The organism is Streptomyces sp. NBC_01363, assembly GCF_026340595.1.
Taxonomy (GTDB): domain Bacteria; phylum Actinomycetota; class Actinomycetes; order Streptomycetales; family Streptomycetaceae; genus Streptomyces.
The window spans coordinates 5,399,106-5,420,901 of sequence record NZ_JAPEPF010000001.1 but is presented as its reverse complement, the minus strand read 5'-3'; the positions used below and the strand labels follow the sequence as shown (position 1 = coordinate 5,420,901).

Genomic DNA, 21,796 nt, shown 5'->3' with positions numbered 1-21,796 from the left:
ATGGCAGATCCCGCATCCACCCACGCTGCCTGCCTGCTGCTGTGGCCAGCCTTCCACCGCGCCCGCGTGAACCAGCGGCCGCGGCATCTCGGCGGCGGCGCGCGGGAAAGGACCGAGACCGTCTCCACGGCGCTGGCGGCCTTCGAGGCCGACTGCCTGAACGTCAACGAGTCCCTGCATCCACAGGCCCTGCCCGCGACCGGCGACAACCCCTACCCGTCCCCCTGCGAAGAGTTGAAGTGAAGCCGTGACCGACCCCACCCCCTCCCGCGCCCCCCTTCCCGCGTTTCTGCCCGGCCCGCCCATCGACCGCACCCGCCTGGCGGAATGGCAGCGGTGGGTGCACACGCGGGACGCATTCGTGCCCGCCCCTGTCATGGGCCGCAGCCAGTACCTGCGGCTGTCCCCGCGCCGCCGCCGTCTGCACGACCTGCACCGGCTGGCCACGCACAGCAGCCTGCCGGTGCTCAGCACCCCGATGAGCGATGCGGTGGCGTGGCTGGTCAAAGCCCGGATCGAGGACGGCGCCTACAGCCACAAGGCCGGCATCCGGACCGGAGTGATGGTCAGCGGCGGAGGCGCGCAGGGCAAGACGGAGACGGTGTGCGCGGCCCTGGCGGCCTTCGAGGCCGACTGGCTGGAAGTCAACGAGTTCATGAACCCGCAGGCCATGCCGGGGACCCGGGACCTGGTCGCCCCGGTGGCCTATGTGCGGTGCCCGGTGAAGGCCACGCCGGTGTCCACCTGCCAGCGCATCCTCGACTTCTATGGCGAGGACTACAAGAACATGCGGCAGGAAGACCTGATCCGCACGGTCAATGCGGCGATCGCCGCGCACGCCACCAAGGCCCTGGTGATCGACGACATCACCCGGCTCAAGCTGCACCGGGAGAGCGACCAGGACGTCCTCGACCTCCTCCTGGAAGTCATGAGTATGTCCGTCACCCTCATTCTCGTCGGTGTCGGCATCCCGCTCTCCGGCCTGCTGCGCCGTGGCCGTTTCGACCCGGTCACCAAGCAGTGGGCTATCCCTCCGGTCAAGGACCGTGGCCGCAGCCCCAATCCGCAGGCGGCGACGCAGCACGAGCGACGCTTCGAGATGATCGAGCTCAACCCGTTCAGCTACGACTCGAACGCGGAGATCAACGCCTGGGAAAATCACCTGGTGCGCCTGGAGCAGAACCTGCGCCTCCTCAACGACACCGAGGGCATGCTCAGCTCCGGTTCCATGCCGGAGTACCTTTTCTCCCGCACCAACGGAGTGGTCGGCCTGCTCGAGAAGCTCATCCAGCGCGGCTGCCGACTGTCGATCGAGGAAGGGTCCGAGCGCCTGGATACGGCTCTGCTCGACCGGTGCCAGGTCAGTCCCACCGATCTGCCGGACCTGGATGCGGAATCCGGGGAGCAGCCCGTCATTCCGCCGGTGAAGAACGCAGCGGCCAAGAAGAGGACGAAGCCCCGAAACGGCACCTTCGACGACTCCGGCCCGGCCGCGCAGTCCGCCGGATGACCAGCCAGGCGCCGCGGCCGCTCGCCCGGAGTCTGGCTCCCTTGCCCGGAGAATCGCTGGGCGGGTTCCTGCTGCGGCTGTCCTACCGGTTGTGTCTCACACCGCACCGGGTGGCGACCTTGTGCGGTCTGGCGTGCCGCAGCGACGGCATCCCGCACGAACAGATGCGCGGACTTGGCCCGGAAGCTACCGAACGCCTTGCCCGGGCTGCACAGTTGAGCATCCCGGAGGCCCACGGCCTCACCCTCGATGGGTTTGCCGGCCGCTACCCGCCGCTCGCGAAACTGCGGACGTCCGACAACGAGGCGCCGGGCAAGAACCGTATCGACTGGGCCGCCAATCCGGACATCCGGTACTGCCCGCGCTGCCTGGCCGGCGACGACAGCCCCGTGCAGCAGGCCTACGGCGGGGCCTGGCAGCTGCGGTGGCATTTGCCCGTCGTCTTCGCCTGCGTCAAGCACCGATGTCTTCTGCAACAGGACTGTCCGCAGTGCGGCCAGGCGCTGAGCGGACGCATCGGTCATCGCTACAGCCTGCTCACCCTGCCGCATGTACCGGGGCTGCATCCCGCGCAGTGCCGCAACCAGGACCCTCACGTCGTACGCCGCTACCACACGCGGGCCACGCCCTGCGGCGCCCGCCTGGACCAACTCACCAGTCCAGCAACGGCCCTGGCCCCACAGGATCTGGACCACCTTCTGCACTTGCAGCAACATCTGGACAGCCTGCTGTCGCCCGCTCCCGCCCCGAACGGCACCGGCGACGAAGATCAGGAAACTGCCGCCTCCTACTTCGGTGACCTGCTGGTGACCGCTCGTCTGATCTTGATGAGCTGGCCGGCCGGTGCCGGCCTGCTGCCCACCTCCTCCCTCACCAACCTCGTCGGACAATGCGCCACCGAGTTCGCGTCCACGCAGGCCAAAGGAAACACCGGCCCCAAACGCCGCGCGCCACACTCCACCGCCCACAGCGCGGCCCTCCTCCTGGCCGCGCAACGGGGCCTGGGCGACCGGGACGCCACCTCGATGCGCGAACGACTCGAGCCGTTGACCCGCGAGGTCTACCGCCAGTCACGCTCGAGAGGCAACAAGCTGTTCACCCACAATGACGCCTCGCCGGCCCTGCTCCAGGCCACCGCCGCACTGCTCTACGGCGCCCAAACACACGCCAGGATGCGCACGGGCCCACATGGCTACCGGTATCGCCTCGAGGAGATCCCCCCGCTCTTTCCACGACAGTGGTACACAGACCTCCTCGAGCCGCTGACAGCCCAACTCCCCACCGCGACCACCGTCATCGTCCGGCACCTGCGGTGGGCCGGCTCTCTCCGGCTCGTCGAGATAGTCACCGGACAATCGTGGCGCACGTGCGCCCCGGCCCTGGGAATTCCATCGGCCAGCGCCAGCCGCACGATGTACGTACTGGGCGGCCGCATGACAAAGGCGGGCCTGTGGCCCGCATTCGAGGCGGCTGCCGACGAAGCCGCCCGTCACCTGCACGATCAACAGCGTCGAGTGAACTACGCTCAGCGGCGCCGCGCGACAGAGCACTGGCGCCTGACCCGCGAACAGTGGCAGGCACTCTGCCAGAACATCCCAGGGCTCGAACAGCAGGGCCTCACCGGCGACACCTGCGTCGGTGAGGCCCTGCTGTGGAGCATGGTCAACGAGGCCAGTTACCTGCACAGCCCGACCGTGCTGCACCGCCGTGCCGCCAGCCCCGAACCCGACCGGATCACCGACCGGGCAGGCGCCCTCCTGCGGCGCGACCGCTCCTCCTATGTGGCCCTTCGGCGGCGCCTGGAGATCTACGCCGCTCACCTGGCCGACACATGCGACCGCGCAGCACCACACAGCAACGCCCCAGCATCCGCCTCCCACCAGACGACGGACTGATGACAACGCGCCCCCTGCCGCGCGGACTCGCCCCACTGGACGAGGAATCCCTGCCCGGCCTGATTCTGCGCCTCGCGTACCGGCTGGAGCGTTCCCCTGCCCGGATCGCCGAACTGTGCAGCCTGAACCACCATCAAAGCCGGATTCCCGCCGAATACCTCATCGCTCTGCCGCCCGAACGGTGCGCCCCCTTCGCCGCCGCCACGCGTCTGCGTGCGAACGAAGTCAGCGCTCTGACGCTGTCCCGCATTTCGGGTACCTATCCGCCGCTGCTGACCGCGCGGATGGACGGAAACCGCAATACGTCCGCAGCCTCCAAGCAGTGGGCTGCACAACTATCAAGCCGCTACTGTCCCGAATGCCTGGCCGGGGACAACAGCCCCATCCAAAACCTTTACGGCGGCCCCTGGAAACTGCGCTGGCACCTACCCGTTGTGTTTTCCTGCACCATCCATCATCGCCTCCTCGTACACAACTGCCCCAACTGTTCCGGCGTACCCAACAAGCCCGGGAATACAGAACGTCAAGGCTTGATCATGCAGCGGACCACCAGCGGCCTGCATCCCGCACAATGCCGCCATGTCATCGCCCCTGCCATCGGCGCGAAACCCGCCCCCTGCGGAACGCGTCTCGACCAGAACGTGCAGACCAACACGCTCACAGACATGGACATCCCACGCGTCCTGGCTCTTCAACAGCGCATCGACCGGCGCCTGTTCCTCGATCACCAGCATTCCGAAGGCGCCCAGCCCGCGGATCACCACTACTTTCACGACCTCGTCGTCGCCGCACAACTCATCCGCCTCAGCTGGCCCGACAGTGCCCCATTCGCACCCTCCGACAGCCTCAGAGACCTGATCGACCAGCACGTTGCCCACCCGAGCAACCCACCCTCGACACACCGTCGCCCCAGCACCATGTGGGCCGCACCCCAGGATCCGGCGGAATGCGCCGCGCTCCTGCTCGCCGCCGACACCCTGCTCGGCGAGGACCACGCGGCCGACCCCACACTGATCGACCGCGTACAGCCGCTGTCCACCGTTGCACTTCGCCGTCACGCTCCCAACGTGGGCGCGGCACTGCGCCGCATGCAGGCCTCTCCTGACCTGGCGCGTGCTCTCACACCCCGGTCCAACGGGTTCTACCGCGCCGGCGGCCACCATCACCCCCGGCAGCACATCCCGTCACGCCGCTCCCAATTCAGCGTTCAGCACGTACCTGCTCTGCTTCCCCAAGCCTGGACATCCGCACATTTTCGCGACCTACTGGAGCGCTGGAAAGATCAGAGCGACTGGGATGTTCGGCACCTGCGCCGCGTCGCCTCCCTCAAACTCGCCGAAATGAGCGGCGGAGGCACCTGGCCGAAATGTGCACGGGAACTCGGAATCCCCTGGAGCACCGCCCAACACTCCCTCCGGAGAGTCAAAGAGAAACTCACGCCGCATCACCTATGGCCCCTGCTAGAGAAATCCCTTGAAGATCTGGCAGACCATCTGGATTGCGATACTCCGCGCATCGACTATCAGCACCGCCGCGCAACACTGCGCAACTGGCGACTACCGGACGCTGACTGGCATGAGCTCATCGGCGGGCTTGGCCCATTTTGGCAAAGCGTGACCTCTCCCAGCAACGACGCAGCGACCGTCCTCATCTGGGCCGAGGTCACACAGGGGGATCATCTGCACAGCCCCCTCCTCGAATCACTGCGAGAATCCCGCCACAGCACGCACCATCTCGTCGCATCGATCAACCAGATACGCACCCCAGCAAACCGCAAGGGTGCCAAGCGGACGCTGCTACGCCGCATCGAGGCGTACGCCACCCGCCTGGCACCTTCCTGCGACCATCGCTCGACCAGCATCGCGCCCGGTCACACCGCCCCACAGCTGTAGCCACACCCAGGAATCCGCTGGACGACCCCGCACATTCAATCGGTGCCAACTATCCCTGGGATGTGACAACTAAAATCTGTGGTCACACGCCCTCACCGCCGTACGCGCGGCATCCCCAGGCCGATCCAGGAGATGATCTCCCGCTGGATCTCGTTGTTGCCGCCGCCGAAGGTGAAGATGACGGCGGAGCGGTACCCGCGTTCCAGTTCGCCGTGGAGCACGGCGCCCGCCGAGCCTTCCTTGAGCGGTCCCGCCGAGCCGACGACCTCCATCAGCCAGGCGTAGGCGTCGCGGCGTGCCTCGGAGCCGTAGACCTTGACGGCGGAGGCGTCCTGCGGGGTGAGGGTTCCGTTCTGGACCGCGGAGACCATCTGCCAGTTGAGGAGTTTCATGGCGTCGAGCCTGGTGTGGGTGCGGGCCAGCAGGGCGCGGACCCAGCCGAGGTCGATCACGCGGCGGCCGTCAGCGAGCCGGGTGTCCGATGCCCAGCGCTGGACGTTGTGGAGGGCGCGGATCGCCATGGTGCCGTGGGCGGCGAGGGTGACGCGCTCGTGGTTGAGCTGGTTGGTGATGAGCCGCCAGCCCTTGTTCTCGTCGCCGACGCGGCGGGAGACGGGGACGCGGATGTTCTCGTAGTAGCTGGCGGTGGTGTCGTGCGAGGCGAGGGTGTTGATCAGGGTGCAGGAGTAGCCGGGGTCCGTGGTCGGGACGAGCAGCATGGTGATGCCCTTGTGCGGCGCCGCGTCCGGGTCGGTGCGGACGGCGAGCCAGACCCAGTCCGCGGTGTCGCCGTTGGTCGTCCAGATCTTCTGCCCGTCGACCGTGTAGTGGCCGGTGGCCTCGTCGCCCTCGCGCACGGCCCGGGTCTTGAGGGCGGCGAGGTCGGTGCCCGCGTCGGGTTCGCTGTATCCGATCGCGAAGTCGATCTCGCCCGCGAGGATCTTCGGCAGGAAGTACACCTTCTGCTCGTCGGTGCCGTACCGCATGATCGTCGGGCCGACGGTGTTGAGGGCCATCAGCGGCAGCGGGACGCCCGCCTGTGCGGCCTCGTCGAAGAAGATGAACTGTTCCATCGGGGACAGTCCGCGTCCGCCGTACTCCGTCGGCCAGCCGACGCCGAGCCAGCCGTCGGTGCCGAGGCGGCGGATCGTCTCCCGGTAGAAGGTCTTCTGGGCCGCCGGGGCGGCGTAGCGTGCGTATGCGTCGTCGGGGACCAGCCCGGCGAAGTAGCTGCGCAGCTCGGCGCGCAACTGCTGCTGTTCAGGCGTGTATTCGAGGTGCACGGCCCCTCCGGGAGTCTCGCGGTCGCGTCGTCCGTGTGCGGCGGCGCACACAGTAGAACGTGTTGCAAGAATCCGGAAGGGCCGGGACGGTTCCGGCAGGGTCGGCGCCCGACGGCGGGGGTCAGCGCTTGACGGCTCGCAGCACGACGAACTTCGGGTCACCGGCGACCGTGACGCAGTTGCCGAAGATGCGACGGAGCCGGGTGTGGTAGCCGAGGTGCCGGTTGCCGACGACCCACAGTTCGCCGCCGGGCCGCAGTGCGGTGCGGGCCCCGTGGAACATGGTGCGGGCCGTCGCGTCGGTGGTTGCCTGGTGGGAGTGGAACGGCGGGTTGTTGAGGACCAGGTCCACACTGGCGGGCGACAGTTCCGCCGGCCCGTCGCCGACCAGGAACTCGGCCTTGGCGTCCGGGCCGGTGTTGGCCCGGAAGGTCTCCTCCGCGGAGGCGACCGCCTGGTACGACTCGTCGATGAAGGTGACCGCCGACTCGGGGTTGGCGAGCGCCGCGGCCAGCCCGACGACGCCGTTCCCGCAGCCGAGGTCGACGACCCGGTCGGGGCCGCTGCGCGCGGGGAGATGACCGAGGAAGAACCGGGTGCCGATGTCGAGGCGCTCGGCGCAGAAGATCCCGGCGTGGTTGGTGACGGTCCGGCCGGAGACCGGGCCGAGCCCTTCGGGCAGGTCGTAGCGGTACGGCCAGGGGCTGGGCGTACGGGCCGTTCCCGGGCCCGGAGTGCTGAAGATGAGCCGGGCCTTCTTGACGGCCAGGGAGGTGCGGGTCGGACCGATGATCCGCTCGAAGAGCTTGAGGGTGGAGGTGTGGATCTCCTTGACCATCCCGGTGCCGATCACCACGGTGCCCGGGTGGACGGCCGGCGCGAGCCGGTGCAGCTGGTCCTCCAGGAGCGCGAGGCTCTTAGGGACACGTACCAGCAGGACGTCGATGCGGTCCGGCGGCGCGTCCCTGGCCGACAGCAGGCGTACCGTGTCCGCGGCCACCCCGTTGCGGTCCAGATTCGCCAGGGTCGCGCGCTGCGCCAGGTACGAGTCGGTGATCTGTACGGGCCGGTGCCCGGCGAGTACGGTGCTCAGCGCGCCCCAGCGGTCGCCCACCACGACCACGGCGCCCGACAGATCGACCGGATCCGTCCCGTCGGCCCCTTCCAGTCGCCGCAGCAGATACTCATCGGCAGCGTCCCAGGCGCGGAACGGGTCGCGCGGGTCCTCGGGGTAGCGGGCGAGCTCGAACCCGGCCCCTGACGTCGTCAAACGGTTCATTGTGCACCCAGGCTAGCCGAGCCACGGGGAGCGCCCACACACTCCCCGCGCGCCGGCCACCGGGCCACCGGACCGCCGTGTCCCGCTACGGCAGCGCCTTGTCGATCGCCGACCGGCCCTCCCGGGCGAGCCTGCGCTCCGCCCACTGAAGATTCTTCGGAGTCAGGTCCCGCCCGGAGGCGAGCACCAGGTCCTCTGCCGACGGATTGTCGCTGCCGCCGGTGTGCAAGAGGCTGTCGGGGGTCACTCCCCGAGATGCGAATACGGATTCGGGCTCGTCGCTCATGCCGCCTCCTCGTCCTTTCGGTCATTCTCGCCCCGCGCCAGGTCCGCCGCATCCGAGGCCCCGCGATCCGCTCCCGGCGTCGCAGTCGAGCCATCACTTGACCTGCACATGATAGGTACACGCTGTTCACACCCGGGTCACGGTGCGTGTGGAAGGCTCCCGGCTACCACGTACCACACGATCGCCGCGGCGCCGCCCCCCACCTTGTGACGGTGTCGTGGCGCACGCATTTCCGGAGAGGACACCCCACATGTCCCGTCGTCACCTTCGTTACCGGCGCCCGCTGCTGGCGACCCTTGCAGCCTTCGCGGTGCTCGGCGGCACCGCCGCCGCCGCACCGGCCGCCACTCCCGAGGCCACGCACACCACCACGACACCGCTGCGGGTACTCGACGACACGTACTACCAGGACGCGCTCGGCAAGACCGGGACCCAGCTGAAGAGCGCCCTGCACGCGATCATCAGCAACCAGACCAAGCTGTCCTACAGCCAGGTCTGGGACGCCCTCAAGGTCACCGACGAGGACCCCGCCAACAGCTCGAACGTGATCCTCCTCTACACCGGACGTTCCCAGTCCAAGAACTCCAACGGCGGCGCGGTCGGGGACTGGAACCGCGAGCACGTCTGGGCCAAGTCCCACGGCAACTTCGGCACCGCCACCGGCCCCGGCACCGACATCCACCACCTGCGCCCGGAGGATGTCACCGTCAACTCGATCCGCGGCAACAAGGACTTCGACAACGGCGGCAGCGCGGTCAGCGGCGCACCGGGCAACTACACCGACAGCGACTCCTTCGAGCCGCGCGACGCGGTCAAGGGCGATGTGGCCCGCATGCTCCTCTACATGGCGGTGCGCTACGAGGGCGACGACTCGTTCCCCGACCTGGAACCCAACGACAAGGTGTCCAACGGCTCCGCCCCGAACATCGGCCGCCTGTCGGTACTGAAGGCGTGGAGCCAGGAGGACCCGCCGGACACCTTCGAGAAGCGGCGCAACGACGTCATATTCGACCAGTACCAGCACAACCGGAACCCGTTCATCGATCACCCCGAGTGGGTCGAGTCCATCTGGTAGACCCGAGCGCCCCGGACGACCGGCGGACATCCGCCGGACCCGTTGCCGTCCCCGTCACGTCGCCGGCCCGCCCGTCGACGTGACGGCGCGGGCGGCGGCGATCAGCCGGGCCCGCCGCCCGTGCACCAGGTCACGGCCTCCGCGCGGGTGGCGAAGCACCGCAGGGCCGTCGGTCCGTCCTGCCGTCCGGGGCCGGGCAGGGCGAGCCGGTGCGCCGGGTCGGCGACGGCGGTGCGCACCCCGTCCGCCGCGATCCGGCCGAGCCCGCCGCGCAGCATCGCCCGAGCCACCCCGTCGACGCCGGTCACCTGTCCCAGGTCCAGCACGACCGGTTCCGTCGCCCGGGGGCGCGACTCGTCCAGCGCGTACAGCACCCGCTCGGCCGCGGTGAAGTCGATGGCGCCCTGGGCGGCCACGACGGCGACCCGTTCGCGCGGGACACGGTCCTGCGGAGCGGCCCCGGTGGAGGGCAACTCGTCGGCGGTGGCGACAAGTGTGACGGTGGTGCCGGCCAGCGCCGGATTGTGCATCAGATGCAGCCCGAGCCGCTCCGACAGGGCGCCGAGCGCGGCGCGCCCGCGCACCGAGGTGCCGGTCCGGTCCAGCCGCGGGCTGTAGGTCGCCAGGCCGAACCGCGCGGGGCCGACGGCGATCAGCCCGCCGGACACACCGCTCTTCGCGGGCAGCCCGACGCGCAGCAGCCAGTCGCCCGAGGCGTCGTACATGCCGCAGGTCGCCATCACCGCCAGCACCTGCGCGGCCACCGGCCCCGGGACCGCCGCGTCACCGGTGAGCGGGTTCACGCCGCCGTGCGCGAGGGTGGCGGCCATCGCGGCCAGGTCCAGTGCGGTGACCCGCACCGCGCACTGCCTGAAGTACGTCTCGACCGCCGCGACCGGGTCGACGGGCAGCGGGCCGGTGCTCCGGATCAGATAGGCGAGGGCGCGGTTGCGGTCGCCGGTGGCGGCCTCGGAGGCGTACACCTGCTCGTCCACGTCCAGCCGCCGGCCGGCGAACCGGCTCAGGCAGTCGAGGATGCGGTCGAACCTCGGGGCGTCGGGGGTGTCCGGGATCAGCGCGGTGGTGATGATGGCCCCCGCGTTGACCATGGCGTTGTCGGGTCGCCCGGTGTCCGGTTCCAGGCTGATGGCGTTGTACGCCTCACCGCTGGGCTCGGCATTGACCCAGCGGCCCACCTCGTCGAGCCCGAGGACGGACAGGGCGAGGGCGTAGACGAACGGTTTCGACACGGACTGCATGGTGAACGGGGCCTCGGCGTCACCCGCGCTGTAGCGGTGGCCGTCCATGCTGATCAGCGCCAGCCCGAAGGCATCCGGGTCGCTCAGGGCCAACTGCGGGATGTAGTCGGCGGGTCGGCCGTCCCGCAGCCCGGTGAACCGTGTGTGCAGTTCCCGCAGGGCGTCGGTGACGGCGTCGGCGGCGGCACTCACCCGGCCCGGCCGTCAGCCGCGCTCGGCCTGGGCGATCCGGGGGAAGGTCTTGACGCCGGCCGCCTTCCGGCTGTTGGCGTGCTGGCTGACGGTCCGTCCGGGCGGGGCGTCCGGGAAGCCGAGCACCACGGAGTCGAGCACCTTCCCGGACGCGTCGACGAAGTCCACCTTGACGGCGTAGAAGGCGGCCTTGTCCGTGGGGTTGGTGACGCGGACGAGGGCGCTGCGGAACTGCTCGGACTTCGCGACCGGCTGCCCGGTCACCGAGACGTCCTTGACCGCGTTGCCCCGGCCCTGCACGCCCGCGAGCTGCTTCACCGCCTGCTGCCGGTTGCGCTCGGCAGCGGCGGAGACCGAGGCGGCGAATTCCCGCTGGGTACGGGGAGTGGGACTCGCGGAGGGGGTCTTGGCCGGTTCGGGGGAGACCGTACGGGTGCTCCTGGCCGTGCCCGGCGAGGTGGTGTTGGAGCCGCCGCAGGCGGCGGTGCCGGTGATGACCACCGCGGCCAGCACGGCCGGGGTCAGGATGCGGGCTGCGCGGCCGCCGAGGGCGTGCCGCAAGGGACTGGTCGGGTTCACGGACGCTCCGTCTGCTCGGAAGGGCCTGGGAAGAGGGAGGGACAAGGAAAGGCAGGAGAGACAGGGAATGGCAGGAGGGATGGGGCATGAGGGAGGAGGTGACAAGTGCGGGAGAGCGCGGTCGCCGCTCTCCCCCGGCCGGTCAGGCCGCTACGTCACCGAAGGCCTCGCGCGGCCGCTCCTCGTTCCGCGCGTACAGGTTGCTGTGGAGCGGTTCGGCACCGCCGTCGGGCAGCGCGTCGCCGGTCCGGTCGGGCACCTCGTTCGTGGTCAGCAGGAACAGGGCCGAAGTGCCCGGTGTCACCCCCTCCTCCTGAAGGGACTTGGGCGATGTCTCCCTGCTCTCCGCGCCCTCGGCCGACCGGAACTTCCGCACAGTGAGCGTGGACATCGCAGGCACCTCCTGAGAACAACAATGAAGAACTCGCTCATATTAGGATCAAAAGGTATGAATTGACTCGTTGAATTCACCCGCTTCGCTCGGGAGCGGATACCGGCCGAAACCCTGGGAGAGAACGATGGATACGGACGCCCTGACCGCCGGCCTGTTGCAGGAACTGCGGGCGGTCAAGCCCTATCCGGCCCTGTCCCTGACCATGCCGACCCACCGCCGTGCGCCGGACAATGCCCAGGACGCCGTTCGGCTGCGCAACCTGGTGGCCGAGGCCGCCGGGCGGCTGGAAGCGGACCCCGAGGTCACCCGCGAGGCCCGGACCGCGCTCAAGGAGCAGCTCGACCGGGCGGTCACCGAGGTGGACCCCCGCCGGGCCCTGGACGCCCTGGTCCTCCTCGTCACCGCCGACGAGCACCGGATCTGGCAGCTTCCGCGCACCGCGCCCGAACGGGTGGTGCTCAGCGACACCTATCTGACCCGCAACCTGGTCGCCGCGAAGGCACAGGCCCAGCCGTTCTGGGCGCTCACCGTGTCGGCCGACCGGGCGGTCCTGTGGAGCGGCACGACGGACGCCCTGCGCGAGGAGCAGGCCGGCGGGTTCCCGCTGACTGCTCCGCAGGAGGCGCCCAACCCACAGCGCGAGGAGCGGATCGGCGACACCCCGAGCACCTTCAGCGACGAGGAGACGCGCAATTTCCTGCGCACGGTCGACGAGAAGCTGCGCGCGGTACTGACCGCGGACCCGCGGCCGCTCTATCTGATGGGCCTCGCCCCCGCGCTCGCTCTGCTGGACGAGGTCGGTGAGGGCGCCAAGTCGGCCGTCGGCCGGGTCACCAAGGGTGCGCCCGCCGACATGACGCCGGGCGACCTGCTCAAGGAGCTGCGGCCGGCGCTCGACGAACGGCAGCAGCGGTTCGCGGCGGAGATCGACGGCAAGCTGGACGAGGCCCGCGGCCGTCGTGCCTTCGCCGGCGGTCTCGACGAGGTGTGGGCCGCCGTGCGGGAGGGCCGTGCCGGGCTGGTCGCGGTGGAGGAGCACTTCCAGCAGACCGTTCGGGTGACGGACGAGCACCTGGAACCGGTGAGCGGCGAAGCCGCGGACCTCACGGACGGCGCGGTCCGTGAGGACATCGTGGACGAGCTCGTCGAGGCGGCCCTGGACAGCGGTACCGACGTGGTCTTCCTCCCGGACGACTCGCTCGCGGAGCACGGACGGATCGCGGCGGCCCTGCGCTACTGAACGGACCGGCGCGACGCCGTAACCCCTCCCACGGGCCCGCACGCCTCAGGCGTGCGGGCCCGTGGGGTCGCTGGGAGACTGAGGAGGGGCCCCGCCGGGCCCCGGGGCAGGTCCCAGGGAGAGAGGTGATCGCACCATGCCACGCGGATACGACGCCAAGCGGGAACGGCAGTACGAGCACATCAAGGAGAGCGCGCAGGAGCGCGGCGTCAGCGAGGAACGGGCCGAGGAGATCGCGGCCCGTACGGTCAACAAGGCACGCGCCCGTGCCGGTGAGTCGAGGACGGCGAGCCGTACCTCCATCGAGGACATGTCGTCCTCGCGGCGCGGCGGTCTGCGCTCCCGCAGCGGAGCGGAAGGGCCGACCCGCGACCAGCTCTACGAAGAGGCGAGGAAGAAGAACATCCACGGGCGGTCGAACATGACGAAGGCCCAGCTGGCACGCGCGGTCGGCCGCTGAGCCCACGTCGTGGGAACCGGGGCGGTGTCAGCCGCTCCAGGTCCAGCCGGCCACCTCGGGCAGGTCCGAGCCGTGCTCACGGATCCAGGCGTGATGGCGGGTGCGGACATCCGCCATCGCCTGGCGTACCGCCACCGCGCGCACACCGAGGCCGGGCACCCGGTCGATGACGTCCATGACCAGCCGGTAGCGGTCCAGGTCGTTGCGGACCACCATGTCGAAGGGGGTCGTGGTGGTGCCCTCCTCCTTGTAGCCCCGTACATGCAGCTGCGCATGGCCCGCCCGCCCGTAGGCGAGCCGGTGGATCAGCCACGGATAGCCGTGGTAGGCGAAGATCACGGGGGTGTCCCTGGTGAATACCGCGTCGTACTCGGAGTCCGGCATTCCGTGCGGGTGCTCCTCGCGCGGCAATAGCCGCGCCATGTCGACCACGTTCACCACCCGTACCGCCAGTTCCGGCAGGTGCCTGCGCAGCAGGTCGGCGGCGGCCAGTGTCTCCAGCGTGGGTACGTCACCGGCGCAGGCGAGCACCACGTCGGGTTCGCGGCTGCCGTCCTCCGTTCCCGCCCACTCCCACACACCGGCGCCGCGGGCGCAGTGCGCGCGGGCCTGGTCCATGGTGAGCCAGTCGAAGGACGGCTGTTTGCCGGCCACGATCACATTGACGTAGTCGCGGCTGCGCAGCGCATGGTCGGCGACGGAGAGCAGGGTGTTGGCGTCCGGCGGCAGATAGACCCGCACGACCTCGGGGCTCTTGTTGAGGATGTGGTCGACGAAACCCGGGTCCTGGTGGGAGAACCCGTTGTGGTCCTGGCGCCAGACGTGCGAGGTGAGCAGGTAGTTGAGCGAGGCGATGGGGCGGCGCCAGGCCAGCCGGCGGGATGTCCTGAGCCATTTGATGTGCTGGTTGACCATCGAGTCGACGATGTGGGCGAACGCCTCGTAGCAGGAGAAGAGACCGTGCCGCCCGGTGAGCAGATATCCCTCCAGCCAGCCCTGGCACAGATGCTCGGAGAGCACCTCCATGACGCGGCCGTCGCGGGAGAGGTGCTCGTCGGTGGGCAGCGTCCGTTCCTGCCATGCCTTGGCGGTGGCGCCGTAGAGGGCGTCGAGCCGGTTCGAGGCGGTTTCGTCGGGGCCCACGACACGGAAGTCGCGGCGCTCGGCGGTGGCGGCCATGACGGCCTCCAGCAGACCGCCGAGCACCCGCGTCGGCTCGTGCAGCACGGTGCCTGGCTTGTCGACCTCGACGGCGTGGTCGTCCAGCGGCGGGATGGGCAGGTCGCGCAGGAGCAGACCGCCGTTGGCGTACGGGGTCGAGCCGAGCCGGGCGTCGCCCTCGGGCACGCAGGCGAGCACCTGGGCGCTGGGCCGCCCCGACGCGTCGAAGAGCTCCTCGGGCCGGTAGGAGCGCATCCACGCCTCCAGCTGCCGCAGATGGTCCTGGTTGTCCCGGACCCCGGGCAGCGGGACCTGATGGGCGCGCCAGGTGCCCTCGACGGGCACCCCGTCGACCTCCACCGGGCCGGTCCAGCCCTTGGGGGTGCGCAGCACGATCATCGGCCAGTGCGGGCGGCCGGTGTCGCCGCCGGTGCGGGCTGCGTCCTGGAGCTCCCGGATCCGGTCGACGGCCCGGTCCATCGCGGCGGCCATCGCCCGGTGGACGTTGAGCGGGTCGTCGCCGCCGACGTACAGGGGGTCGTGCCCGTAGCCGCGCAGCAGGGCGTCGAGCTCCGTCTCGGGGAGGCGGGCGAGCACGGTCGGGTTGGCGATCTTGTAGCCGTTGAGGTGGAGGACCGGGAGGACGGCTCCGTCGTGCACCGGGTCGAGGAACTTGTTGGAGTGCCAGGACGCCGCGAGTGGTCCGGTCTCGGCCTCGCCGTCGCCGATGACGCAGGTGACGAGCAGGTCGGGGTGGTCGAGGGCGGCCCCGTAGGCGTGGGTGAGGGCGTAGCCGAGTTCGCCGCCCTCGTGGATGGAGCCGGGTGTCTCCGGTGCCACGTGGCTGGGCACCCCGCCGGGGAAGGAGAACTGCTTGAACAGCAGCCCCATGCCTTCGGCGTCGCGGCCGATGTCGGGGTACGTCTCCGAGTAGCTGCCCTCCAGCCAGGAGTTGGCGAGGACGGCGGGTCCGCCGTGGCCGGGGCCCCAGACGCAGAGGCCCTGGATGCCGCGGGACCTGATGACCCGGTTGAGGTGGGTGTGGACCAGGTTCAGTCCGGGCGAGGTGCCCCAGTGGCCGAGCAGCCGCGGCTTGATGTCCTCCCGGGCGAGCGGCCGGGTCAGGAGCGGGTTGGCCATCAGATAGATCTGGCCGACGGCCAGGTAGTTGGCGGCCCGCCAGTGCGCGTCGAGTTCCGCGATCTCTTCGTCGGACGGGCCGGACGGGGCTGCCGGGCCAGGGGTGTTGCTCATGGATGTCTCCAGCCGAAGGGCTCTAGGACGTGGCGCCGACGGGCTCGGGGCCGTACCAGACCGTGGTCGCGTTGCAGAATGCGCGGATGCCCTGACCGGCGAGCTCACGCCCGTAGCCGGAGCGCTTGACGCCGCCGAAGGGCAGCGCGGGATGGGACGCCGTCATGCCGTTGAAGAAGACACCGCCCGCCTCCAGATCGCGTACACAGCGACGCGCCTCGTCCGGGTCGCGGGTCCATACGTTGGAACTGAGGCCGAAGGGGCTGTCGTTGGCGAGCGCCACGGCTTCGTCCAGTCCGTCGACCCGGTAGAGCGAGGCGACGGGCCCGAAGGTCTCCTCACGGTGGATGCGCATGGCGGGGGTGATCCCGGTGAGGACGGTGGGGGCGTAGAACCAGCCGCGTTCCAGTTCCGGGGCCAGACCGTCGGGCCTGCCGCCTCCGCACAGGGCGCTCGCGCCCTGCCGCACCGCGTCGTCCACCAGCTCCTCCAGGTCGGTGCGGCCCTGTTCGCTGGCGAGCGGTCCGATGTCGGTGGACTCCTGCATCGGGTCGCCGACCGTCAGATCGTTCATGCCCACGGTGAACCGCTCGGCGAACTCCTCGTACACCTCCGTGTGCACGATGAACCGTTTGGCGGCGATGCAGGACTGCCCGTTGTTCTGCACCCGCGCGGTGACGGCGGTGCGGGCGGCCCTGGCGACGTCCGCCGACGGCATGACGAGATACGGGTCGCTGCCGCCCAGCTCCAGGACGGTGTGTTTCACCTCGTCGCCTGCGATCGACGCGACCGACCGGCCGGCCGGTTCGCTGCCGGTGAGGGTGGCCGCGGCGACCCGGCGGTCCCGCAGGATCGACTCGACCGCCCCCGATCCCACCAGCAGGGTCTGGAAGCACCCCGCCGGGAATCCGGCCCGGCGGAACAGGCCCTCCAGATACATCGCCGTCTGCGGGACGTTGGAGGCGTGCTTGAGCAGGCCGACGTTCCCCGCCATGAGGGCCGGGGCGGCGAACCGTACGACCTGCCAGAGCGGGAAGTTCCACGGCATCACGGCGAGCACGGCGCCGAGCGGCCGGTAGTGGACGTAGGCCCGGGAGGCACCGGAGTCCCGCACATCGGCGGCGGACGGATGCTCGTCCGCGAGGAGTTCCTCCGCGTGGGCCGCGTACCAGCGCATGGCCTTGGCGCATTTGGCGGCCTCCGCGCGGGCCGCCTTGACGGGTTTGCCCATTTCGGTGGTCATGGTGCGCGCGATGTCCTGCTGGTCCTCCTCGAGCAGCCCCGCGGCCTGGTGCAGCAGGCGGGCCCGTTCGGCGAATCCGGTGGTCCGGTACTGCCTGAACGCGGCGTCCGCGGCGTCGAGCCGCTGCTCGATCCCCGCCTCGTCCAGCGCTTCGAACGTTCTGAGGGTTTCGCCGTTCGCGGGATTGACCGTCGCGATGGGCATGGCCGTGTTCTCCTAGCCTCGGTTCTTCGACCGTGCCGCGCCGTGCGCCGCGCCGCAACGCGGGCCCCGCCGGGCGGACACCTGGCCGGCGCGGTCCGTGCGTGCGGTGTGCACGTCGTCCGCGCCGGGCGGGGAGGCGTTTCAGCGGGGCGCAAGCCGGCGGACCCGGTGGCCCGTCTCAGACGAGAGCGGGGTCGGCTGCCGTCGCGGGCTCGGCGACGGGGGCGGCGACCGTGTCGGGCGAGCGGCGGGACTCGCGCACTCCGGGCAGCGGCGAGAGCGGCGTCAGGTCGACGCTGTACGGTTCCTCGGCGTACCTGGTGAACCACACGACCTTGCCCTCGGCCGTACGGCAGGTGCCCCAGCTGTCGCTCAGGGCCATGACCCTGCTCAGGCCACCGCCGCCGGTGCTGAGCAGCTTCGGCATCTCGGAGCCGTTGTCGGCGACGGAGACCGTGAGATGCCGCCCGGACCAGCGGAGTTCGACGACGCAGTTGTTGTCGTCACCGACATGCCGGTGGACATTGGTCAGCAGCTCCTCCACGCCCCGGCACACCGGCCGGACGTGGAGTTCGAGACTCCAGTGGCGGAGGTGCGCCGCGATTATTCGCCGCAGCTGGGACACACGCTCTGTCGAAACCTGGAGTTCGACCAGATAGTGCCGGTCGAGTGGAACGGTCATCGTCGAGGCTCCTCACATCGAGGCTCACTGGCTTCGCCCTGTCGGACGAACGACCCCCGAACACGAAGAGTGAGCAGATGTCGCTTCTGGGTCACTCAACAGAGTGACCCGGCGGAACCGGTCCCGCAACACAGGCGACGACCGCCCAGGTCACAGCAGATACGGCAACAGCGCGTCCGGGGTGAGCGGGAGGCTGCGCAGTCTGATACCGGTGGCGTGCCGGACGGCGTTGCCGACGGCCGCCGCGGCGCCGACGATGCCGATCTCGCCGATGCCCTTGCTGCCCATCGGGTTGAGATGCGGATCCTCCTCGTCGATCCAGTGCGCCTCGATCTCCGGCACATCGGCGCAGGCCGGCACATGGTAGGAGGCGAGATCGTTCTCGGTGAAGTCGCCGAAGACGGGGTCCATGGTGCAGGCCTCGGTCAGTGCCATGCCGATCCCCATGGTCATGCCGCCGATGAACTGGGAGCGCGCGGTACGGGAGTTGAGGATGCGTCCGGCGGCAAAGACGCCGAGCATCCGGCGCAGTCGCACCTCTCCGGTCAGTGTGTGCACGGCGACTTCCGCGAAGTGGGCACCGAACGCATGGCGTGAATACGGGGATTCCTTCGCGGTCTCCTGCTGGGTGTCGGCGGTGACGGTGAGCCCGTCGGCCGGGACCGGTCCGGTGCGTTCACGCAGCTGCCGCCGCAAGAGGGTGCACGCCTTGTGCACGGACCAGCCCCAGGACGCGGTGCCCGATGAGCCGCCCGCCAGCGGGGCGTCGGGCAGCTCGCTGCTGCCGATGTCGATCCGGACGTTCTCCACGGGGGTGCCCAGGACGTCGGCCGCGATCTGCGCGAGCACGGTGCGGGCGCCGGTGCCGATGTCGGTGGCGTTGACCCGGATGTGGTACGAGCCGTCGGAAGCCGCGTGCGCCGAGGCGCTGGACGCGGCGATGTACACGGGGTAGGTGGCGGCGGCGACGCCCGTGCCGAGCAGCAGCGGCCCCTCCTCGCGGGAAGCGGGGCGTGGATCGCGGTCGTACCAGCCGAAGCGTGCGGCGCCCTTCTCCAGACAGGCGGCCAGGCCGCGGCTGCTGAACGCGCGTCCGGAGTCCGGTTCGTTCGCCGGGTCGTTGCGGATGCGCAGTTCGACGGGGTCCATGCCGAGTGCCGAGGCGAGTTCGTCCATGGCGGATTCGAGCGCGTACATGCCCGGCGCCTCGCCCGGTGCGCGCATCCAGGAGGGGCTCGGCACGTCCAGGGCGACCACCCGGTGGGCGGTGCGGCTGGTGCCGGAGCCGTACATGATCCGGGTCGGTACGGCCGCCTGCTCCACGAACTCCTTGACGGTGGACGTGTGGGTGATGATCTCGTGGTCGACCGCGGTGAGGGTGCCGTCGAGGTCGGCGCCGAGCCGGACGTGCTGGATGGTGGGGGCGCGATGGCCGACCACGGCGGCCATCTGGCGGCGGGGCAGCGCGATCTTGACCGGGCGCCCGGTGTGACGCGCGGCCATGGCGGCCAGGACGGTCTGCGGGCGTGGGGTGCCCTTGGACCCGAAGCCGCCGCCGACGTGCTCGGAGACGGCGGTGATCTGCTGGGGCCGGAGTCCGAATGCGGTCGCGAGGCTGTCGCGGACCTTGGTGGAGCCCTGGCTGGAGTCGTGGACGGTCAGATGTCCGTCCTCGCCCCACTGCGCCGTCGTGGCGTGCGGTTCCATGGGGTGGTTGTGCAGGGCACCGACGGTGTAGGTGGCGTCGACCTGTACGGGTGCCGTGGCGAAGGCCCGGTCGGTGTCGCCGCGTTCGCGGACGGCGGGGAAGCCGCCGTTGACCGTCTCCGGGATGTAGAGGCCGGGATGGTCCTCGGTCAGCAGGACGTCGTGACCGCCGGTCTCGTACGTGATCCGCAGCGCCTCGGCCCCGGCGCGGGCACCCTCCGGGGTGTCGGCCACCACGAGCGCGACGGGCCAGCCCCGGTGCGGGACCATGTCGTTCTGGAGGACGGCGAGGATCGGGTCGTCGGGCTCCTTCAGCCGGGGCGCGTTGTCGTGGGTGAGTACGGCGTGCACACCCGGCAGGGCCAGTGCCTCGTCCGCGCGGATGGCGTCGACGCGGCCGCGGGCGATCGTGGCGGGGACGGGCCGGCCGTACAGACACCCCGGCGGGGTGTGCTCGGCGGCGTAGCGGGCGGTGCCCGTGACCTTGTCCCGGCCCTCACGGCGGACGACGGGGGTGCCCAGTGGTGGCGGGGCCTGGCTCATGACGGGGTCCTCACGGCAGGGGGTCGGCGTGGGTGCGGTTGCTCAGCTGTCGGCGGCGAGTCCGGCGAGTGCGTCGACGGCCAGATTGCGGGCGAGGCCCACCTTGAACGCGTTGTCTCGCAGCGGCCGGGCCGCGGTGAGTTCGGCGTCCACGGCCCGTGCGAAGGTCTCGTCGGTGGCCGGTGCGCCGCGAAGCACGTCCTCGGCGGCCCGTGCACGCCAGGGCCGGTGGGCGAGTCCGCCGAAGGCCAGCGCGGCGTGCTCGATCCGGCCGTCGCGGACGCTCAGTACGGCGGCGACGGACGCGAGGGCGAAGGCGAAGGAGGCGCGGTCGCGGGCCTTGCGGTAGAGGGAGGCGGCGCCGCCGGGGCTCGGTGGCAGGGTCACTTCGGTGATGAGTTCGCCCGGCCGGATCTCGGTGTCCCGGTCCGGGGTGTCGCCGGGCAGGCGGTGGAATCCGGTGGCGGGCACGGTCCGCGCGCCGTCCGGTCCGTGCAGGTGGACGGTGGCGTCGAGGGCGGACAGGGCGACGGCCATGTCGGACGGGTGGGTGGCAACGCACTGCGCGGAGTGGCCGAGTACGGCGAGATCGCGCTGGGCGCTGTCGCGGGCGGGGCAGCCGGTGCCGGGTTCCCGCTTGTTGCACGGCTTGGAGGTGTCCTGGAAGTACGGGCAACGGGTGCGTTGCAGCAGGTTGCCGCCGGTCGTGGCAGTGTTGCGGAGCTGCCCGGAGGCACCGGAGAGCAACGCCTGTGACAGGGCGGGGTACCGGGTGCGTACCGCGGGATGGGCGGCCAGGTCGCTGTTGCGCACGGTCGCACCGATCCGCAGGCCGCCGTCCGCGGTGTCGGCCACGTGGTCCAGCGGCAGCCGACGGATGTCGATGAGCAGCTCTGGGGCTTCGACACCGAGCTTCATCAGATCGACGAGGTTGGTGCCGCCGCCGAGGAACACGGCGCCGGGGCGGGCGGCGCTCTCCTGGACCGCTTCCTCGGTGGACCGGGCGCGGAGATAGGCGAAGGGCTTCACGGCGCCACGTCCTCGATCGCCTCGACGATACGGGGGTACGCGCCGCAGCGGCACAGGTTGCCGCTCATCCGCTCGCGGATCTCGTCGGCGCCGAGCGGTGCCGGGGCCGATACGGGTGCGCTCCGGGGTGTGACATGGGACGGGAAGCCGTCCGCCGCCTCGACAAGCATGCCGACGGCCGAGCAGATCTGGCCGGGGGTGCAGTAGCCGCATTGCAGGGCGTCACGGTCCAGGAAGGCTTCCTGGAGGGGGTGGAGGAGGTCGCCTTCGGCGAGGCCCTCGACGGTGGTGATGGCGGCGCCGTCGTGGGCGACGGCGAGCAGCAGGCAGCTGTTGGCGCGCCGCCCGTCGACGATGACGGTGCACGCCCCGCACTGTCCGTGGTCGCAGCCCTTCTTCGCACCGGTGAGGTCGAGATGCTCGCGCAGGGCGTCCAGGACGGTGGTGCGGTGATCGAGCGTGAGCGTCCGCTCGGTTCCGTTGATCTGCAGGGTCAGGGTGGAACGGTCACCGGTTGCTCCCGGCTGTTGCGCACCGTCGTCCCGCCCGTGAGAGGGGTCCACGCACTCACACCTTTCAGGGGTGGCCTTTTGTCCGCTTTCTACCAGACGGGCGGTGGCTTCCCGCCT

19 protein-coding genes are annotated in these 21,796 nt (G+C 70.4%); 7 read left to right on the top strand and 12 right to left on the bottom strand.

Features of this window, described 5'->3' with window-relative positions; all coding sequences use genetic code 11:
- The 4 genes from OG611_RS24580 to OG611_RS24565 are packed head-to-tail and all read left to right on the top strand — an operon-like array spanning position 1 to position 5,297.
- Positions 1-243 carry a hypothetical protein gene (locus tag OG611_RS24580; protein ID WP_266423931.1) on the top strand — a complete coding sequence of 81 codons (243 nt, stop codon included), beginning with the start codon at positions 1-3 and terminating at the stop codon, positions 241-243.
- A gap of 4 nt (positions 244-247) precedes the next feature.
- Positions 248-1,510, top strand: coding sequence for an AAA family ATPase (locus OG611_RS24575; protein ID WP_266423928.1), 1,263 nt, complete (start codon positions 248-250; stop codon positions 1,508-1,510).
- Entirely contained in the window at positions 1,507-3,405 is a 1,899-nt protein-coding gene (locus tag OG611_RS24570; RefSeq protein ID WP_266423926.1) for a TniQ family protein, read from the top strand. The genes OG611_RS24575 and OG611_RS24570 overlap by 4 nt, the downstream gene beginning before the upstream one ends.
- A complete protein-coding gene (locus OG611_RS24565) occupies positions 3,405-5,297 on the top strand; it encodes a TniQ family protein (protein ID WP_266423923.1) in 1,893 nt (630 codons plus the stop codon). The genes OG611_RS24570 and OG611_RS24565 overlap by 1 nt, the downstream gene beginning before the upstream one ends.
- Before the next feature lie 92 nt (positions 5,298-5,389).
- Here OG611_RS24565 and OG611_RS24560 read toward each other — a convergent pair whose 3' ends face one another.
- The 3 genes from OG611_RS24560 to OG611_RS24550 all read right to left on the bottom strand — a co-directional run bounded on the left by OG611_RS24560 (position 5,390) and on the right by OG611_RS24550 (position 8,145).
- Positions 5,390-6,580 (bottom strand): acyl-CoA dehydrogenase family protein, encoded by a 1,191-nt coding sequence (locus OG611_RS24560; protein ID WP_266423920.1) that lies wholly within the window; start codon positions 6,578-6,580, stop codon positions 5,390-5,392.
- A 121-nt stretch (positions 6,581-6,701) separates the two neighbouring features.
- Positions 6,702-7,859 carry a methyltransferase gene (locus OG611_RS24555; protein ID WP_266423917.1) on the bottom strand — a complete coding sequence of 386 codons (1,158 nt, stop codon included), beginning with the start codon at positions 7,857-7,859 and terminating at the stop codon, positions 6,702-6,704.
- A gap of 85 nt (positions 7,860-7,944) precedes the next feature.
- A complete protein-coding gene (locus tag OG611_RS24550) occupies positions 7,945-8,145 on the bottom strand; it encodes a hypothetical protein (RefSeq protein WP_266423914.1) in 201 nt (66 codons plus the stop codon).
- A 250-nt stretch (positions 8,146-8,395) separates the two neighbouring features.
- Between OG611_RS24550 and OG611_RS24545 the strand changes: the two genes are divergently transcribed.
- On the top strand, positions 8,396-9,220 hold the full coding sequence (locus tag OG611_RS24545; protein WP_266423910.1) for an endonuclease I family protein: 825 nt from the start codon (positions 8,396-8,398) through the stop codon (positions 9,218-9,220).
- Positions 9,221-9,321: 101 nt separating this feature from the next.
- Here OG611_RS24545 and glsA read toward each other — a convergent pair whose 3' ends face one another.
- The 3 genes from glsA to OG611_RS24530 all read right to left on the bottom strand — a co-directional run bounded on the left by glsA (position 9,322) and on the right by OG611_RS24530 (position 11,641).
- A complete protein-coding gene (gene glsA, locus OG611_RS24540) occupies positions 9,322-10,671 on the bottom strand; it encodes a glutaminase A (protein WP_266423908.1) in 1,350 nt (449 codons plus the stop codon).
- Between the two features lie 12 nt (positions 10,672-10,683).
- Positions 10,684-11,250, bottom strand: coding sequence for a hypothetical protein (locus OG611_RS24535; RefSeq protein WP_266423906.1), 567 nt, complete (start codon positions 11,248-11,250; stop codon positions 10,684-10,686).
- Between the two features lie 142 nt (positions 11,251-11,392).
- On the bottom strand, positions 11,393-11,641 hold the full coding sequence (locus OG611_RS24530) for a hypothetical protein (protein ID WP_266423904.1): 249 nt from the start codon (positions 11,639-11,641) through the stop codon (positions 11,393-11,395).
- 127 nt (positions 11,642-11,768) lie between these two features.
- Between OG611_RS24530 and OG611_RS24525 the strand changes: the two genes are divergently transcribed.
- Together OG611_RS24525 and OG611_RS24520 are read left to right on the top strand one after the other, a co-directional pair.
- Entirely contained in the window at positions 11,769-12,884 is a 1,116-nt protein-coding gene (locus OG611_RS24525; RefSeq protein WP_266423902.1) for a chemotaxis protein, read from the top strand.
- 136 nt (positions 12,885-13,020) lie between these two features.
- A complete protein-coding gene (locus OG611_RS24520; protein WP_266423899.1) occupies positions 13,021-13,344 on the top strand; it encodes a plasmid stabilization protein in 324 nt (107 codons plus the stop codon).
- A gap of 27 nt (positions 13,345-13,371) precedes the next feature.
- On the opposite strand, the gene OG611_RS24515 is transcribed toward OG611_RS24520, so the two are convergent.
- From OG611_RS24515 to OG611_RS24490, 6 genes are all read right to left on the bottom strand, one after another.
- Positions 13,372-15,759 (bottom strand): phosphoketolase, encoded by a 2,388-nt coding sequence (locus OG611_RS24515; RefSeq protein ID WP_266423896.1) that lies wholly within the window; start codon positions 15,757-15,759, stop codon positions 13,372-13,374.
- 22 nt (positions 15,760-15,781) lie between these two features.
- Positions 15,782-17,206, bottom strand: coding sequence for an NADP-dependent succinic semialdehyde dehydrogenase (locus OG611_RS24510; RefSeq protein ID WP_266423894.1), 1,425 nt, complete (start codon positions 17,204-17,206; stop codon positions 15,782-15,784).
- 178 nt (positions 17,207-17,384) lie between these two features.
- Positions 17,385-17,888: an ATP-binding protein gene (locus OG611_RS24505; RefSeq protein ID WP_266423892.1), complete on the bottom strand. Its 504-nt coding sequence runs from the start codon at positions 17,886-17,888 to the stop codon at positions 17,385-17,387.
- A gap of 150 nt (positions 17,889-18,038) precedes the next feature.
- Positions 18,039-20,138, bottom strand: a complete 2,100-nt coding sequence (locus OG611_RS24500; RefSeq protein ID WP_266423889.1) for a xanthine dehydrogenase family protein molybdopterin-binding subunit — start codon at positions 20,136-20,138, stop codon at positions 18,039-18,041.
- A 42-nt stretch (positions 20,139-20,180) separates the two neighbouring features.
- Positions 20,181-21,167: a xanthine dehydrogenase family protein subunit M gene (locus OG611_RS24495; protein ID WP_266423887.1), complete on the bottom strand. Its 987-nt coding sequence runs from the start codon at positions 21,165-21,167 to the stop codon at positions 20,181-20,183.
- A complete protein-coding gene (locus OG611_RS24490; protein ID WP_266423884.1) occupies positions 21,164-21,730 on the bottom strand; it encodes a 2Fe-2S iron-sulfur cluster-binding protein in 567 nt (188 codons plus the stop codon). The genes OG611_RS24495 and OG611_RS24490 overlap by 4 nt, the downstream gene beginning before the upstream one ends.
- Positions 21,731-21,796: the final 66 nt, after the last annotated feature.

What these genes read in the sequence shown, in the direction of transcription:
- OG611_RS24530 (WP_266423904.1), bottom strand. Translation starts at nt 11,641, where the DNA reads ATGTCCACGCTCACTGTGCGGAAGTTCCGGTCGGCCGAGGGCGCGGAG.
- OG611_RS24500 (WP_266423889.1), bottom strand. Translation starts at nt 20,138, where the DNA reads ATGAGCCAGGCCCCGCCACCACTGGGCACCCCCGTCGTCCGCCGTGAG.
- OG611_RS24515 (WP_266423896.1), bottom strand. Translation starts at nt 15,759, where the DNA reads ATGAGCAACACCCCTGGCCCGGCAGCCCCGTCCGGCCCGTCCGACGAA.
- OG611_RS24565 (WP_266423923.1), top strand. Translation starts at nt 3,405, where the DNA reads ATGACAACGCGCCCCCTGCCGCGCGGACTCGCCCCACTGGACGAGGAA.
- OG611_RS24545 (WP_266423910.1), top strand. Translation starts at nt 8,396, where the DNA reads ATGTCCCGTCGTCACCTTCGTTACCGGCGCCCGCTGCTGGCGACCCTT.
- OG611_RS24580 (WP_266423931.1), top strand. Translation starts at nt 1, where the DNA reads ATGGCAGATCCCGCATCCACCCACGCTGCCTGCCTGCTGCTGTGGCCA.
- OG611_RS24520 (WP_266423899.1), top strand. Translation starts at nt 13,021, where the DNA reads ATGCCACGCGGATACGACGCCAAGCGGGAACGGCAGTACGAGCACATC.
- OG611_RS24570 (WP_266423926.1), top strand. Translation starts at nt 1,507, where the DNA reads ATGACCAGCCAGGCGCCGCGGCCGCTCGCCCGGAGTCTGGCTCCCTTG.
- OG611_RS24555 (WP_266423917.1), bottom strand. Translation starts at nt 7,859, where the DNA reads ATGAACCGTTTGACGACGTCAGGGGCCGGGTTCGAGCTCGCCCGCTAC.
- OG611_RS24510 (WP_266423894.1), bottom strand. Translation starts at nt 17,206, where the DNA reads ATGCCCATCGCGACGGTCAATCCCGCGAACGGCGAAACCCTCAGAACG.
- OG611_RS24525 (WP_266423902.1), top strand. Translation starts at nt 11,769, where the DNA reads ATGGATACGGACGCCCTGACCGCCGGCCTGTTGCAGGAACTGCGGGCG.
- OG611_RS24505 (WP_266423892.1), bottom strand. Translation starts at nt 17,888, where the DNA reads ATGACCGTTCCACTCGACCGGCACTATCTGGTCGAACTCCAGGTTTCG.
- OG611_RS24550 (WP_266423914.1), bottom strand. Translation starts at nt 8,145, where the DNA reads ATGAGCGACGAGCCCGAATCCGTATTCGCATCTCGGGGAGTGACCCCC.